13 protein-coding genes are annotated in these 15808 nt (G+C 49.1%); 6 read left to right on the top strand and 7 right to left on the bottom strand.

The features are described 5' to 3' along the window. Window positions 1-34: 34 nt before the first annotated feature. Together AAC052_RS14015 and AAC052_RS14010 are read left to right on the top strand one after the other, a co-directional pair. The gene (locus AAC052_RS14015) at window positions 35-2584 is read left to right on the top strand and encodes a zinc-dependent metalloprotease (protein ID WP_339813992.1); all 2550 of its coding nucleotides are present in this window, start codon (window positions 35-37) and stop codon (window positions 2582-2584) included. A gap of 136 nt (window positions 2585-2720) precedes the next feature. After that, a complete protein-coding gene (locus AAC052_RS14010) occupies window positions 2721-3251 on the top strand; it encodes a transposase (RefSeq protein ID WP_339813990.1) in 531 nt (176 codons plus the stop codon). A gap of 205 nt (window positions 3252-3456) precedes the next feature. Here AAC052_RS14010 and AAC052_RS14005 read toward each other — a convergent pair whose 3' ends face one another. The 3 genes from AAC052_RS14005 to AAC052_RS13995 are packed head-to-tail and all read right to left on the bottom strand — an operon-like array spanning window position 3457 to window position 6467. After that, entirely contained in the window at window positions 3457-4641 is a 1185-nt protein-coding gene (locus AAC052_RS14005; protein WP_339813988.1) for a carboxypeptidase-like regulatory domain-containing protein, read from the bottom strand. Beyond that, the gene (locus tag AAC052_RS14000; protein ID WP_339813986.1) at window positions 4638-5072 is read right to left on the bottom strand and encodes a hypothetical protein; all 435 of its coding nucleotides are present in this window, start codon (window positions 5070-5072) and stop codon (window positions 4638-4640) included. Before AAC052_RS14000 ends, AAC052_RS14005 begins: the two co-directional genes overlap by 4 nt. A gap of 42 nt (window positions 5073-5114) precedes the next feature. Then, on the bottom strand, window positions 5115-6467 hold the full coding sequence (locus AAC052_RS13995; protein WP_339813984.1) for a hypothetical protein: 1353 nt from the start codon (window positions 6465-6467) through the stop codon (window positions 5115-5117). Between the two features lie 613 nt (window positions 6468-7080). Between AAC052_RS13995 and AAC052_RS13990 the strand changes: the two genes are divergently transcribed. Next, window positions 7081-8496: an aldehyde dehydrogenase family protein gene (locus AAC052_RS13990; protein WP_339813983.1), complete on the top strand. Its 1416-nt coding sequence runs from the start codon at window positions 7081-7083 to the stop codon at window positions 8494-8496. A gap of 51 nt (window positions 8497-8547) precedes the next feature. Then, window positions 8548-9330: an AraC family transcriptional regulator gene (locus AAC052_RS13985; RefSeq protein WP_339813981.1), complete on the top strand. Its 783-nt coding sequence runs from the start codon at window positions 8548-8550 to the stop codon at window positions 9328-9330. Window positions 9331-9392: 62 nt separating this feature from the next. On the opposite strand, the gene AAC052_RS13980 is transcribed toward AAC052_RS13985, so the two are convergent. The 4 genes from AAC052_RS13980 to AAC052_RS13965 form a co-directional block, all read right to left on the bottom strand. Continuing rightward, window positions 9393-9755, bottom strand: coding sequence for a hypothetical protein (locus AAC052_RS13980; protein ID WP_339813979.1), 363 nt, complete (start codon window positions 9753-9755; stop codon window positions 9393-9395). Window positions 9756-9893: 138 nt separating this feature from the next. Continuing rightward, complete coding sequence (locus AAC052_RS13975; protein WP_339813977.1) at window positions 9894-10217, bottom strand: hypothetical protein; 324 nt, start codon at window positions 10215-10217, stop codon at window positions 9894-9896. A gap of 100 nt (window positions 10218-10317) precedes the next feature. Further along, complete coding sequence (locus AAC052_RS13970; RefSeq protein WP_339813975.1) at window positions 10318-11076, bottom strand: hypothetical protein; 759 nt, start codon at window positions 11074-11076, stop codon at window positions 10318-10320. A gap of 108 nt (window positions 11077-11184) precedes the next feature. Beyond that, window positions 11185-12081 (bottom strand): hypothetical protein, encoded by an 897-nt coding sequence (locus tag AAC052_RS13965; protein ID WP_339813973.1) that lies wholly within the window; start codon window positions 12079-12081, stop codon window positions 11185-11187. Between the two features lie 178 nt (window positions 12082-12259). Between AAC052_RS13965 and AAC052_RS13960 the strand changes: the two genes are divergently transcribed. Then, complete coding sequence (locus tag AAC052_RS13960; protein ID WP_339793480.1) at window positions 12260-12592, top strand: PadR family transcriptional regulator; 333 nt, start codon at window positions 12260-12262, stop codon at window positions 12590-12592. A 574-nt stretch (window positions 12593-13166) separates the two neighbouring features. Next, on the top strand, window positions 13167-15788 hold the full coding sequence (locus AAC052_RS13955) for an FtsX-like permease family protein (protein ID WP_339813971.1): 2622 nt from the start codon (window positions 13167-13169) through the stop codon (window positions 15786-15788). Window positions 15789-15808: the final 20 nt, after the last annotated feature.

Below are 15808 nucleotides of genomic sequence, written 5' to 3'. Positions count from 1 at the left end.
CCCTTCAAAATAAGACTAATCTAATTAACCCAAGATGAAACGATTACTTCCGCTCATGCTGGCAGCTGCGCTAGCTATTGGTTTTGGCACCGCTAACGCTCAGAAATCCAAGAAAAAGAACAAAGGCAAAGACACGGAAAAGGTGGCGCCCGCCAAAAAGGACGATGACAAAGACAAGGGCCCGAAGCCTTATGCAAAGTTCATCGACAGCACTTTTACCACAAGTAAAGGTTTGATGACTGTTCACCAGAAGAAAGACAAGTATTACTTCGAAATTCCAGAGGCGCTTTTCGGCAAGGAGCTGATGGCGATTACCCGCTACACAAAAACTGCCGCTGGCGGCGATGTGTTTGGTGGTGAAGAGGTAAACGAGCAAGTAGTAAGGTGGGAAAAAGGACCCGACGACAACATCCTGCTGCGCTCCATTACCTATGTGATGATGAGCCCCGACAGCCTGAGTCCCATGTTTCGTGCCGTGGACAACTCCAATGCAGCGCCTATCATTGGCGCATTCAAAATAGAAGCACTGAAGAAAGATTCTGTCTATGTAATTGATGTGACATCGACTTTTGATGGCGACAATCAAGCCTTTTCGGTTGACCCGAGAACGAAGCAGGAGTACAATATCTCCAGCATCAAAAAGGAAGCCTCGTTCATTGAAAGAATTTCGACCTACCCGACCAATACAGAAATTCGCACCATTAAAACCTTCGGTGTTAATCCACCCAAGCGGGAGTCGGGGCCGTCGACAGGGCCACGCACCACCTATTTCCCGGCCTCGGTGGGGGTGGGAGTGGTCACGCTTGAATTGAACACCTCGTTTGTACTGCTGCCTTCCGACCCTATGCGGAAGCGACCATTCGATTACAGGGTTGGTTATTTCTACAACCAGTACTCGCTGTTTGAAGAGGAGTCGCAAAAGGCCGATGAGGATATTTTCGCAGTTCGCTGGAGACTGGAACCAAAAAATGCCGACGATGCAGCCAGGCAGAAGAATGGCGAGCTAATTGAACCAAAAAAGCCCATTGTCTATTACATCGACCCTGCCACGCCAGAGAAATGGCGGCCATTCCTTAAACAGGGCGTCGACGACTGGAATATTGCTTTTGAGGCTGCCGGGTGGAAAAATGCCATCAGGGGAGAGTACTGGCCCGAAGACGACACGACAATGAGCCTGGAGGACGCCCGCTACTCTGTGATCAGGTATTTTGCCGCCGATATTCAGAATGCTTATGGCCCCAATGTGCACGACCCACGGACGGGCGAAATTATCGAAAGCCATATCGGGTGGTACCACAACGTGATGCGCCTGCTGCGCAACTGGTACATGATACAAGCGGCGGCGGTCGATCCAAATGCACGGTCGAAAGAGTTTTCCGATGAGCTGATGGGGCAGCTGGTTCGTTTCGTGTCGTCGCATGAGGTGGGGCACACACTGGGCCTCCGCCACAACATGGGAGCCAGCTCAGCCACGCCGGTTGAGAAACTGAGAGACAAAGATTGGGTAGCGCAAAACGGCCATACCTCTTCCATCATGGATTACGCCCGGTTCAACTACGTGGCACAGCCTGGTGATGGGGTCACGGATTTGTTCCCCAGAATAGGTGACTACGATATTTGGGCGATCAAGTGGGGCTACAGCTACTTCGGCGACGACATAACAGAGGAGCAGGCAAAGGCGACGCTTAACACATGGACTAAAGAAGCCTATAAAAACCGCAGGCTGTGGTTTGGCACGGAAATAAGTCCTTATGACCCACGCTATCAAACCGAAGACCTGGGCGACAATGCCATGAAAGCGTCGGACTACGGCATTGAGAACCTGAAAAGACTGATGCCATCGCTCATTGAATGGAGCGCTGAGGATGGAGAGGCTTATAAGGAACTGGAAGAAATTTACAGGAACGTGCTGAGCCAGTACCGCCGCTACATGGGCCATGTGATCAAGAACGTTGGTGGCATTTACGATTCGCCGAAAACCTACGACATGGAAGGTCCTGTGTACGAAGTGGTGCCAAAGGCGCTGCAAAAAGACGCCATCAACTTCCTGAGCAAACAACTGTTTACTACGCCCACCTGGCTGATGGATCAGTCGGTGCTGAACAAAATCAAGCCGGAGTCTGGCGTGGAGTCGCTGTCGGCGCTGCAGGAGTACGGCGTTACAAGACTGCTGGAAGGCGACAGGCTGGTGCGGTTGATTGAAACCAGCGCTCAGAGCCCCAACAACTACTCCGTGGATGATCTGTTCACCGATCTGTCTGCCAGCATTTTTTCGGAGGTTCGGTCACGCAGCAACATCACGGTCAATCGTCGTAATCTGCAGAAGATTTATGTTGACGAGCTGATCAAGCTGCTGGAGCCGGGTGATGTGACTGTTCGCTCTATCCCCAATGGCGCTGGCTATGCTTTCGATACCCGCAAGGTTGATCTGGGTCAGACTGATGTGCCTTCGCTGGCGAGGGGGCATTTGGAGAGGATTAAAGGGTGGCTAAGCTCAGCTGCCACTGGTTCAGCAGATCAGGTAAGCAAATACCACATGGCTGACTTGAGGAAACGCATTGAGCAGGCGCTGGATCCGAGGTAATTCTTACAGAATGAACTAAAGGAAACAGCATCAGGAAGCGGCAGGGACAGGCTTTATTTGTATTGTAGCTCTTCGGAATTTATAATTCCGCAGGTGTATCGTAGGATTTTCAATCCGCATACGGTAAATTATTTCTATGGGTTTTGCCTATACAATCAAAGAGCAGGGTGCTGTTCATTTTGTGACTTTCACAGTCCATCAGTGGGTCGATGTTTTTACCCGGAAGGAGTATGTTGATCTGCTTCTCGAAAGTTTGAAGTATTGTCAGGTGAACAAAGGTTTAGAAGTTATTGGTTGGGTGATAATGAGCAACCATTGTCACTTAATAATTCGAGCCCGAAATGAGAACTTGAGCGATGTTATCCGTGATCTTAAGAAATTTACTGCTAAGGCTATTTATAAAGCAATTGAATCGAATCCCAAGGAAAGTAGAAGAGGCTGGCTTCTTAGGGTCTTAAGCCATAACGGAAAGATATGGTTCTGGGAAGAGGGCTATCATGGCGAAGAGATAACATCACAAAATTTCTTTGATACGAAGCTTCGTTATTTACATCAAAACCCGGTTAAGGCAGGTATTGTAGAAAAGGAAGAGGAGTATCTGCATAGTAGTTGTCGAGATTATTATGGAATAAGGGAAGAGGGCATTCCGCTCGTACATTTTGGGTAAAATACTTCCTTATTTAAGTTTCATAATCGGGTCACAGACCCTGCGATAGGGCTTCGGAATTGCAAATTCCGAAGAGCGTGAGTATTGAGCAGGCGCTGGATCCGAGGTAGGCTAGCTGGTAACTGTGTACGGTAACTCAGAGGGCTTTCCATGGAAGGCCCTTTGAAGCCGCCACAGCAAGAGGCAGGCAAGCGTGCTGATATGGTCAGTAGTCAATAATTGCTGTGGGGCTGTCGGGGTAATAGTCCAGCGGCAGGGCATTGGCCATTAGTTCCCATGTCCAGTAGCCCTGGCAATAGATGTCCTTTGATGAAAAGAACTGGCCGTCGGATTGCACACTGACGGAAGGCTTAAGTAGCGTCAAAAAAGACGTAAGCGGCCTGTCGTAGCCAATTTGCGAAGAGGCCCGTCTTGCCCGCTGGTACTTGTACGACTCTTTTTTGCCAACGTACCTCACTTCCAATATTTTGTCGAACGACAGCAAAGGTAGTTCTGGCGTAGAGTTGACAGTGTCCATGATCGACGAGTAGCGCTGGGTGTAGAATTCCGCATGTTTTTTATTGAAGACCTGCGGGTAGGTAACGGTGGTGTCACCCACGGCAGCCACCTGCCTGACTTCCTGTTTGAGGTTCACTTCTTCCTCAATCGACCTCAGCACAAACCCTTCTTCCACAAGCCTTTTGCTATAAAAAGCCCTCATAAAGTGCATCATCGACCCCTTATAGGCTTCCTCCCTTGCCTGTAGCCAGGCTGTTTTTTGGTCTTCGTTTTCCGGTGCCATCTCTTTGAAAGCCGGGTAGCCATCATAATTGATCCGGTAGTGAGCCATGTCAAAGTCGAAATACTCCAGGTAGTAATGGATCACGTACCCCAGCGCCTTGTTTTCGATGACGACAGGCTCAGTGGCATGGGCGCTCAGCTTGTTACCTGATTTGTCAAAGTGCAGCACCTCAGGATTGGTAATGGTGCATGCTGCAGCAAACTCGCCTTCTCCTACAAAGTATTTAGTGAACAGGGCCAGGTGGTGCAGCCATTGTTGCTTTTTCGGGCGACGTTCCCGCACAGTTACTTCTTCAAGAAAATTGGGGTCGGGCTTGAGGACAAGTCGGTAGGCACTGACCCCCTCAATCGGTATTTCTACTGTAAGGTTTTCATACCCAACATAACTCACCATGAGCGTAAAGCGGCCGGCTGGCACTCCCTTCAGCGTAAACTTACCCTCCACATCTGTCGATGTCCCTATAGTGGTCTTCACCAGCAGCACATTGGCTCCCGGCAGTGGAGCCTGCTCCTCGCCGCTTAATACTATACCACTGATTTGCTGTCCTAAAGACACATTGGAGAACGCAAGGCTCCAAATAGAACAGCAAATCCAAATGAGGCTTTTCATCTTTTCTTTGCGTGCATTCTTCCCGTCTTTTTAAGAAGGTGGGCATCGGCTTTTTCGAATTTCAATAACCTGATGGCCCGGTTAATGACGTCGCTGAACCGCAGGTGGAGGGTGGGTTTGGTGATGTTGTGTGCCGTCACTTTTGCAGGATCATCTTCGCCGGTACTGCGCACAGTCAGGTCAATAAAACCCAACTCGCCGAGTTCAATATGGTTGTGGTTTTGCAGCAGGTACACGATGGTTTCCTGCAGGGCTATGCTCAATCGCTTATAGTCGGAGCGGTGGATGCCATAGGTGCTTTGCAGGTGCTCCATCACATCGGCTTCGGTGGCTTTTCTGCGAGGCAGCAGAGCGGGGTGGTAGGAGGGGGTACCGCCGCCGAGTTTGCCGGGCTCGCCTTTTTCGGTGACATAGAAGGGGATGGTTGACATAGGTTTTTAGTTTGTAATTTAAAGTGGGGTTCCGTTTAGAAGTTAACAGCCGCAACCCAGGAATACGGTATCCTGTCCTTGAAGGCCGTAGTTAGAGCCTTGCCAACTAATAAATGAAAGTGGATCCCGGCTAAAATCTGCGTTATACAAAATATCAAGGTCACCATCTTTATCCAGATCGAGAATCATGACAGGTAAGTCGGGTAATGAGCGGACAAACAATCGATTTTTGCCCATCACATTCCAAAGAGATATGTTCTGATAATAATCATCTCCGCACTCCACGCCATGATAATACGAGACCAGAAATTTCTCAGAGTCTGTCGTAAATAAAACAAGGTCATTGCCATCGATACTATCCAATTCACTATAGTACTTAGCCACAAGCGCCTCATCGGTTATTTTTTTTCTTTGAAACACTATCGGGTCGGTGTCCGAAACATAAGCCCATTGGCCTATAGTAGGGCTTTCTTCTGGCCTTTCGTCAAAGAAAAGAGTCGAATGAAATTCGCTAAACCTTTCGCCGCCAGACCAGTAGAATGTGCTTTCAAACTTTGTTGCCTCTCGGTGAATCCCTGGTAACGTATCTAAAAGCTCTTCTCTGATTGACCTGAACTCTTTTGTTTTGCTATAGGAATACTTATCAGAGTCGATACTTCCGAAGATCACTTGTTGGCCAAGAAGATTTACCAGGGAGGTATCCAAACTGCTTGGCTTCACGGCGTGTTGATGGATATTGAGGCACAGGTCATAGCCGCTTCGATTTTCAGGACAGTATTTGGTCGTTTTAATCAAATCATACGATTCTAGTTCTTGTTCAATGGTAATGTGATTGCCTTCTCTGACGAAAAAGTTGGCGTGAGCAAGCGCATTGTAAGAGTCGTTACTGGTGGCTAGTACCCTTGAGGCAAGCATTTCCTCACTCACGATTAAAAGCTTTCCATCCACACTATCGATTTTAACCATTTTAGGTCCATAGTCGCTAAAGTTTCCACTTTGCCAAAGCTGCTCGAAACTGATTCTGTAGGGAACGTGGTGATAATTAATGAGCAAATGGCGTACTTCAACATTCATTTCCTTCTGAAACATCCGCTCCCTGTCTTTCAGCCAGCCTTTGACGTCGTACTTGTATTCGTTGGCACCCGCTCTTTTTACTCCTGAAAACGAGGCAGCATAGAAGGATTTGTATTTTTCGAAATCTCCCTGATTTTGCGACTTTACCCAATCCTGGATCACGTTGAATAGCTCCTCTTCGATATTAGTTACTGCGGCTGAGGCAACCTCTGCGACGGCCGTTTCGGGATTTCTTGCCTCTGTTGATCGGGGGCTAGTTCCACAGGAGAATATGATCAGGGTAATAAACCCAGCAGCAACAAAATTGGTGAATCTTCTCATTTCAGTATATAGGATAGTAATGGTGGCAATGTTTGGTAATAAATATATGAAAGGATTTACATTATCTGCCCAGCCTTTTCGCAATCTATTTGCCCAGTTGGGCCAGAAGGAGGGCGTTAATCTGCGATTGAGCAATGCAGGGTATATGTTAAAGGCTTAAACGGGTTGGGGTAAAGGGCTTGTGTGGGTAGGTGACAAGCGCTTATCACATATACAGCAAAGGCGTTAAAAGAGTCGGGACAAAGGCTTATCAGAGGTGAGTAAACGGCTTAACAGGAGGCTGCAGTGCGCACCATAGGTAGTCGGTGGTAGGCAGCACAGGTAGTTAGTGGTGGGCAGCATAGGGGGTTTTGATGCGCTGCAGGGAATGGGCAGGAAAGTCGGCCAAAAGCCAACCTCTTGTCGTAATATACGAAAAATGGGTGAGAAAGGTGGGGCAAGCAAAGGAAATCGCAGAACTTATTTAAGGATTAACGTTCAAAGCAAAGCGCAATTCTGACCTTTTTAACAAACGTTTTTGAACTTTTCAACAAAGTCACCCTGTCAAATAATGGCAAAATTTGCAGCATGGAATTAATTATTCCCGATGCAATGTTTACTTAAAAGTTTTAAAATGAAAACGATCGACAAAATGTATGTCAATGGGCAGTTCGTCACTCCAACGGGAAGCGACACACTCGACCTGATCAATCCGTCCAACATGCAGCTCATTGGGCGAGTAACTTTGGCGGAAGAAGCGGATGCCTTGTCAGCTATCAGGGCTGCCTCCGCCGCATTCAAAAGTTTCTCTGCATCTACTGTGCAGGAGAGAATGGATTACCTGCAAAGGCTTCACGATGCAGTAATCGAAAGAGTAGACGACCTGAGGGATGCTACTATCGAAGAATATGGTGCGCCGGTGCAACGGGCAGTTTGGTCTAATCGCTACGCCGCCGATGCTTTCCTTCACTTTAAAGAGTTGCTGCAAAACTTTGAATTTGAACGGACCGTTGGCCATTCGCAGGTAGTGCTCACGCCGGTGGGCGTCACAGCCATTTTAACGGCCTGGAACTCCAATGCGGGCTCGGTTTGTGTGAAACTTGCCGCCGCTATAGCGGCCGGCTGCACCACGGTGATCAAGCCGAGTGAGCAAAGTGCGCTACAGACACAAATTTTGATGGAAGCCTTCGACAAAGCAGGACTTCCTGCGGGTGTCATCAATGTGATCAACGGGCGTGGCGATGTGCTGGGGCAGTTGCTATCGACCCACGCCGACATTGCCAGGATCACCTTCACAGGCTCGACAGTGGTAGGCAAAATCATTGCCCGCAATGCGGTCGATTCCATGAAACGCATCACCCTGGAGCTGAGCGGCAAATCGCCCAATATCATTCTGGACGACGCCGACCTTGCCACCGCCGTGCCGATGGCAGTCAACGCCTGCTTTCAAAACAACGGACAGGCATGTATCGCTGGTTCACGGTTGATTGTGCCCACCACGATGCTGGCCGAGGTGGAGCGACTAGCATTAGAAACGGTTAGCCACATGGTGGTAGGCGACCCCGGCGATGAAAAGACAACCATTGGCCCGCTGGCGAGTCAGAAGCAGTACGACCGGGTGCAGGGTTTTATCAAGTCGGGTATATTTGATGGAGCAAAGCTGGTGACGGGAGGTGAAGGGAAGCCCGAAGGCCTGGAACAGGGTTACTATGTGAAACCTACCGTTTTCAGTCAGGTGACGCCAGACATGGAAATTGCAAGGGAAGAGGTATTTGGCCCTGTGCTGTCCATCATGACCTACGACACCGATGATGAGGCAGTGGCCCTGGCCAACGATACGGCGTACGGATTACTGGCATATGTGAGCTCTTCCAATGTGACCAGGGCAAGGGAAATGGCGTCCCGCATTGATGCCGGCAGGGTGCTCATCAACTCACTGGCCCACGACCCGCTGGCTCCGTTTGGAGGCTTCAAGCAGTCGGGTATAGGCAGGGAAGGCGGTATTTATGGCCTGGAAGCACAGCTGGAGCCGAAGGCCATCATCTTGTAGGGGAGGTAACGACAGCGACGAAAAAACGCAACGATTGAAAAGAAGACCAACATGGATGCAAAGATAGTTCATGCCTGCTATGTCGATGGCGATGTGGAGGGGGAAACCTTTATCCGGGAGCATGTTTTCAGCTATATTATCTCGGGCACTCAGTCCATGTGGGTGGGCAACAACACTTATCATTTCAAGTCCGGAGACTTTAGGTTCTTCAGAAAGAATCAGCTGGTGAAGTACATCAAAAAGCCGGAGTCGGAGGGTTTTCGGTCCCTGTCGGTTTACCTCAGCGAGGAAACACTGAGAGCCATTCAAAGCGAGTATCACCTCCAAAGCGATGGCTTATCTACAGAAGAGAAATTCAGGTTGCTGCCGCCAGGTGAGCTGCTGAAAAAGTATGTCGACTCGCTTTCTCCCTACACGAACGACAAGCACGGGCTCCTCGATCTGGTGGTGCCGGTTAAAGTAAAGGAGCTGGTGCTGCTGCTAACCAGGTTGTTTCCCGACCTGGCACGCATCCTGTTCGACTACAAGGAACCGGGCAAGATCGACCTCGAAGGTTTCATGAACGAGCACTATCGCTACAATGTGGACCTCAATAAGTTTGCCTACCTGACTGGCCGGAGCCTGTCGACTTTCAAGAGGGACTTCCAAACGATCTTCGGCATTACGCCGGGCCGGTGGCTGATACAAAAACGATTGACAGAGGCCAATTACCTGATCCGTGAGAAGCACAAAAAGCCAAACCAAATCTACGTTGACCTGGGCTTTGAAAACCTGTCGCACTTTTCGTTTGCTTTCAAAAAGGCGTTTGGATCAGCGCCGAGCTTGCTGGAGTAGGCAGTTTATGGGTTTTCGCTGTTGTCCCGAAAGACGGCCTTTTCCCCCAAGGGTCATAAACATCACTCCGTTACTTCAATATTCAGTTTGGTGATAATCACGTCCCTGTTTTTGCTGGCACCGTCAGATCCTCTGGCTGAACGAAGCTCCACATAATCAGCGCCCAGGTAATCCGATTCCGCCACATACAGGTAAATCATTTCGCCAGAGTCACCACGCCTGTCAAGGTCACTGAATTGAGCGTGCTGGGGTTGTTTTTCAATGGTAGCACCCTCTTCGTCACCGAAGCCACCTAGGCTGTATTTCAGTGTGTCGCCATGGGCAACCGTCACGCTTTCCATGTCTTTGTCTATTTTGGTGCAGCTGGTGCTGAGGGCGATCATGGCTCCGATGGAGCAATGGCAGACAAGCGTATTAATTTTCATTCTTCAAAATCATTTAGCATACCAGTAAGATTCAAAAGCTGCCTTTTTGGTTGGATCGGTTATGGTTTATGTCTCACACGTCAGGAATCTTTCTTTCGGTGGCCATCTTTCGCTCAGCTTTGATCATCCGGCGCCTCCTCATTTCCGTTCAATGCTCACCACTTCAATGGGGGTAGTGGTGCAGCCCCAAGAGGTTCTTTCTTCTCCAGTGATTCTATAGGTGGCTTTCACCGCTATACCTTCAGTATCAGCTTCGGTGAACGTGATGAGCTGATTTTGCTCTGAGCCTATGAAGTATTGTACTGACCCCACCTTTAGCACCAGTCCGCAGCCATCAACTGCAGGGCTGCCAAACCAAAGCAACGTTCCTTCGGATGTAATGGCGTCGCCAGGAAATTGCTCTTCTTTTTGGCAACTGGTGATCAGCAGGGCGAGGAAGACTAATTGGAAAAGATGGTTCATTTGTCTCTTTTTTGTGCTCTTGCAGGTAGGAGACAGAAATGCCCGGAAAGGTTGGCGGGGTGTGAGGATTTTTCATGTGACAAGATCCACGTCGGAACTTTCAGTGTACATCTATCCCATTAAAATAGATTTCGGTAATAGCAACATCGTCATATTTGGTTCCTTTATAAACGTCCATTATCTCGAACCTGATTTTTGAGCCAGCTCTCTTCTTAAGCATCTCCAGGCTCGCTCTGTCAGGATAACCGATCAGATCGACGACAAACGACTGTTCTGCGGCAACGTCTTCCAAATTCAATAGGGCATAGGGTGCGCCATTTACATACATTTTCAGTTGTTTTACCCTTGAATTGGTGGTGTAAGCGGATGCACTTTTCACATAGCCGTTCACTATGATTATGGTGTTTATCCTTGGGTTCTCGGGGGGAAACTCATAATCTATGTATTCACCAATACCGTAGCCGGGCACTCCCTCGACCCAGGCTGTCTGGTAGCTGAAGTCATTGATGTTTTCAGAGCCATAGGTGTTGGTTCCTTGTGCACTCAGTGAAGTGGAAGCCCTCACTTTTCCGGCTGCCGATCCGCAATAGAAACTGCAGGCAGAGCCAATGATGTCCCACATGTTTTCGTAAGTCTCTTCACAATTATTGATGGCAGTCTCCTCTTCAGTGGTTAAATCATCCCACGACTTTTCTCCTGCGCTCAGCGCCTTTAAAGCCTTGTCCCGAATGGCCCACTGCTTTTGAACAGCAGGCCCAAAATCGAGCTTTTTCCCCACTTTTGGTTGGAGAACCTTTAAGTCTTGTGCCAACAGAGACGCCGGGAGGCAGAAGAGGAAGAATAGCCCACTAATCTTCATAAAAAGATGATTTTTGGTAATGTGGCCATGTTGATCGGGTCGGCGATAGATTAAAGATAATGTTTTTCGGAGCCTTTTTGTAAGGAAAATTTTTCTTTTACTAAGACCTCAGCACCTTGGCCCCCAATACTCACTGGTTATCAAAAATTCCTTAAAAGACATCCTTTTAGGAGAACCTCCTTGTTCTTTAATATAAAATCTCGATGCTTTTCTGTCCCATCCAAGAAGGAGCCCACCGTATGCTAACGACATGTAAACATCATATACTTGTTTTGATTTGTTCAGATGGCTCCTGATCTCCTGTTTAGATTGAAAGCGACTATCATCAGTGCCAATTGCCTTATTGATCACCTCATTGTCTGCGTTTGATATTTTCTGAAAATCGCCAGATAGCAGTAAATCCAAGGTATTGGCATCTTGACTACCTTTCGCAATATCTCTCAATCCACTAATTGAAATTGCATTACTGTATTGTTCTTTTTCTGTGTACTCATAGCAGAGCATTTCAATACCTTCTGGAGTTAAACCGAGGGGTACGAGTTCAATACTCACTTTCACATCAGTACCTACTCTGGGGATGTCAATTCCAAGAAAGAACGCAGCATGGCCAATTTCCTCTACCGGTTGCCTTGGTGCAAAACTGTTGATGCCGAACCCCGGCGGTAAAACGTCCTTCAAGTCGACATTGGAAGAAATCCTCTTTTCCCAGTTGCAATTTGATTCATCTGATTGTAAGAGCACATACTGCCCCTGCTCATTTTTGAATGCGCCAACAGTCGAGCTACAGTTGCAGCCGCAGGTTGGCCAGCCTCCCCAAATCTTTAAATAACCATTCTTAGCATCGTCAATTTTGTCGAAGTCAGGCTTGCCATCGTCATTCATGTCTTCGAACCTCGAGTAGCATTGTTTCACACTGCTCCAAAGCAATTCACTTAAGGGACTCCTTGTTTGTGCGAATCCAAAGGAGGGGATCAGAAGGGCAAATAGCACGAGAAATAATTTCATAGTGAGTCCGGGTCTTCTTTGTATTAAGTATTAGATTCTTCAAAATAGCCGTTCTAGATGACAAATACATGAACATGTTATCTGAAATTGTTCTTTTTGTTGCAATTCGAACAAGCAGGCTTTAAATTACATCGGCAAAACCGAAACTAATACTTATCTTTACTCGTAAACCAAGGTCATGAAAGGAACTTCCATAGGAGAATTTGAAGAGCTCTGCCTGCTGGCGGTGGGGGTGCTGTACCCCGAGGCCTATGGCCTGTCGATCAAAGATGAAATAGAAAACCGTACCGGTCGCTCGGCCACCATCAGCACGGTGCACTCCACGCTGATCCGGCTGCAGGAGAAAGGTTTCCTGCAATCCGAAATGGGCGGGGCCACTGAGGAAAGAGGAGGGCGAACCAAAAGACTTTTCGAATTAACAGCTTATGGCAAGAATGTAATCAACGAGGCCAGGGAGTTGAGGAATGGGATGTGGAGCGATATTCCGAAGGTGATTTGGGAGGGGAAGTAGTAAACAGTAAGTAGTAATCGGTAAATAGTAAGAGAGTGAAGAGACGGAAGGTTGAAATGAAGGGTGGGAGAGTGACCCGCCTACGCTAAAGCTTCGGCGGGCAAGGAAGACGGGAGATAGCTGCGGAGGCGTCGGTACGGCGGGGATGGTAAGTGGGCAGGGAGCCGTCAGTCGCCGGGTTGATAGAAGTAGAAGTTGAGAGTGGGGGGAATGGTAACTGAGTGAGGAGACGGGAGACGGAAGTTTGAAGACCGAAGACCGAAGACGGGAGACGGAAGTGAAGGGTGGGAGAGTGATTCTGGGTTTCAAGCCCTGCAGGGGCGTAATAAAAAAAGGATAACGGTAAAGCCCCATCCTTGAGAAGCGTGAAAGCCCGGTGTGAAGACACAGCCGGGAACAAAATCGGTTACAAGAGAAAGTCGGACTGTCGGACAGTCAGAGAGTCGGACAGTCAGAGAGTCTCTAACGCAGTAAAGTAAACAAGACTGAGAGACTGAAGACTTTGCGCCTTAGTGCTTCCCCCTCACGGGGATTTGCGAGACAAAAAAATGAGCCTGCGTGAAACATAAAAAGCATGAAACAACAACAACCACCTAAGTGGGTCGACAAGCTTTTGGACTGGTACTGCAGTGAGCAGTACGCCAATGAAATCCGTGGCGATTTGCTTGAGCTGTTCGACCGATGGGTGGAGGAAAAAGGAGCGAGGAAGGCTAGTTGGCTATACGTAGTCAACGGGCTCATGTTCCTGAGGATGTACAACGCACGAATAAGGAAAACTCAAATAAAGACTAATCAAATGACTATGATCACCCATTACCTCAAAATCGCTGGCCGCAACATGGCCCGCCAAAAGCTGTATACACTGGCTAACATCGTTGGCTTATCTGTCGGTATCGCCGTCAGTCTCATGATCTTCCTGCATGTAGACAAAGAGCTGAGCTACGAAAAGGCTTATCCAAAACATGACAATATCTACCGGCTGGCTGCCACCACCTGGGCCAAGTCGTCACCTACGCAGGGAGAGGCTTTTAAAGCCTATATGCCGGAGGTGAAGGAGTTTTGCCGCTTTGCAGACTTTGGTGGGGAGCTTACTGTGCTCAATGTGGGCGAAGACTTCTTCGACGTGGAGCATGTGTACCTGGCCGATCAGTCAGCCATCGATATGTTTGACTACCAGTTTGTAAACGGCACTGAGGAAGGAGCCCTCACCCGGCCTGGCACCACTCTCCTTACCGAGTCGTTGGCGAAAAAAGTGTTTGGAACAGACAATCCGGTTGGCCAAACCATCGAGTTGAATGAGAGCGATAAGTTTGAAGTGACCGGCGTGATCAAAGACCTGCCGACCAACTCTCATATCAAAGCCGAGCTACTGGTTTCCATGCCCACTTTTGTGAAATGGGTAGCTGCCGACTGGTACAGTAACAAAGGCTGGATGGTTATGTACACCTATGTGCTGTTTGACAACCAGCAGCAAGCCGAAAGCGCCATGACCAAAATGCTCGACTTTCAAATCGACTACAGGCAAATTACAGAAGAGGGAATGGCAGAGGTAAAGGCGGAAAATTTCTTCTACGAGCTTATGCCGCTGACCGACATCCACCTGCAGTCAAACAAGATTCAGGAGATGGGCCCTAACTCCAGCGCCACCTACATCTATATTTTCATCACGCTAGCAGTGTTCATTACCATCATCGCCTGTGTCAACTTCGTCAACATCTTCGTCACCATCTCCATGCGCCGCATCAAGGAGATAGGCATGCGCAAGGTGATGGGCGCTAAGAGGGGACAGCTATTGCAGCAGTTTCTTGGCGAGAGCATGCTTACGTCGGCACTGTCGGCACTCGTAGCTTTGGTGCTATGTGCGATTGCCCTGCCGTTTTACAACTCGCTGGCGGGCTCAGGCCTTGAAGTCGTGCAGCTGCTGGAGCTGAAATACCTGGCCTTTGTGGCGGGCATTGTGCTGCTGATTGGCCTGCTGGCCGGGGCGTATCCTGCGCTGGTTGTATCGGGTTTTACGGCAACCAAAGCCCTTTCCGCCAAGCGGGATGCCCGCACCAGTGGTGTATCGGGTTTCCGCAAAGGGCTGGTGGTGTTCCAGTTTGTGCTGTCGCTGTTCATTATCATCAGCACGGTAGCGGTAACGGAGCAAATGAACTTTGTGCGAGACAAAGACCTGGGCTTTTCCGCCAGTCATGTGGTGGCAGTGAAAACCTACGGCAAAATGAAAGAGCAGCTGGTGGAAAACAGGGAGAGCCTGTTTGCCCGGCTGAAGCAAAACCCCGCCATTGAGGATGTGAGCCTGTCGTCGAACCTGATGGGTGACCAGCTGAGCGTGGAGGGCTTCCGTCTGGCCTCCATGGATCCGGATGCCGACTACCCTTCGGTCAATGTGCTGCGGGTAGATGAGGGCTTTCTCAGCACCCTGGACATCGAATTGCTGTCAGGCAGGACATTTCAGCCGAAAGCCGACACCGGAGGTGTCTACATTATCAATAAAAAACTGGCCGAGCTGTGGGGGATAGAAAACCCCGTGGGAGAAATGGCCGAGCAAATGACAAGGAATGAGCGAGGGCCTATTATCGGCATGATCGACGATATTCACTACTACTCCCTGCACAGGGAGGTGGAGCCGCTGGTGATTGAGTACAAACCGTGGTGGACAGGCTATATGCTGGTGGAAATCGACGCAGAGAATGTGCCACAGACGGTGGCTTACCTCGAAAATTTTGTGCAGGAGGTAGCGCCAGCCAGCATCTTCCATTACCGCTTTCTCGACGACCGCATCGATGCACTCTACAAAGAGGAGTACAGCATGTTCAAAATCTTTCGGGTATTTTCAGTGCTGGCGATCCTGATCTCATGCATTGGCTTGCTGGGGCTGGCCGCTATTGAAGTGCAGCGCCGTACCAAAGAGATTGGGATCCGCAAGGTGCTGGGAGCCAGCAACCAGGGCATTTTGGGGCTGCTGAGCCGCCAGTTTGTGGTGATGGTGGGTATTGCCATAGTAGTGACTGTTCCTTTGAGCATCTATGCCATCGGCGAATGGTTGGCCAACTTTGAGTACCACATCATACCCGGGGCTTTGACGTATGTGCTGCCATCCGTGTTTTTCATCATGCTGGCGTTTGCCATGGTGGGTTTGCAGGCGTTCAGGGCGGCAACGGCGAACCCATCGGATAGTTTGAGGTATGAGTAAGGGGGAGAGCGGGAGAGCTA

The organism is uncultured Imperialibacter sp., assembly GCF_963974565.1.
Taxonomy (GTDB): domain Bacteria; phylum Bacteroidota; class Bacteroidia; order Cytophagales; family Cyclobacteriaceae; genus Imperialibacter; species Imperialibacter roseus.
The sequence above is the reverse complement of the archived record's forward strand: the minus strand, read 5'-3'. Positions and strand labels throughout refer to the sequence as shown.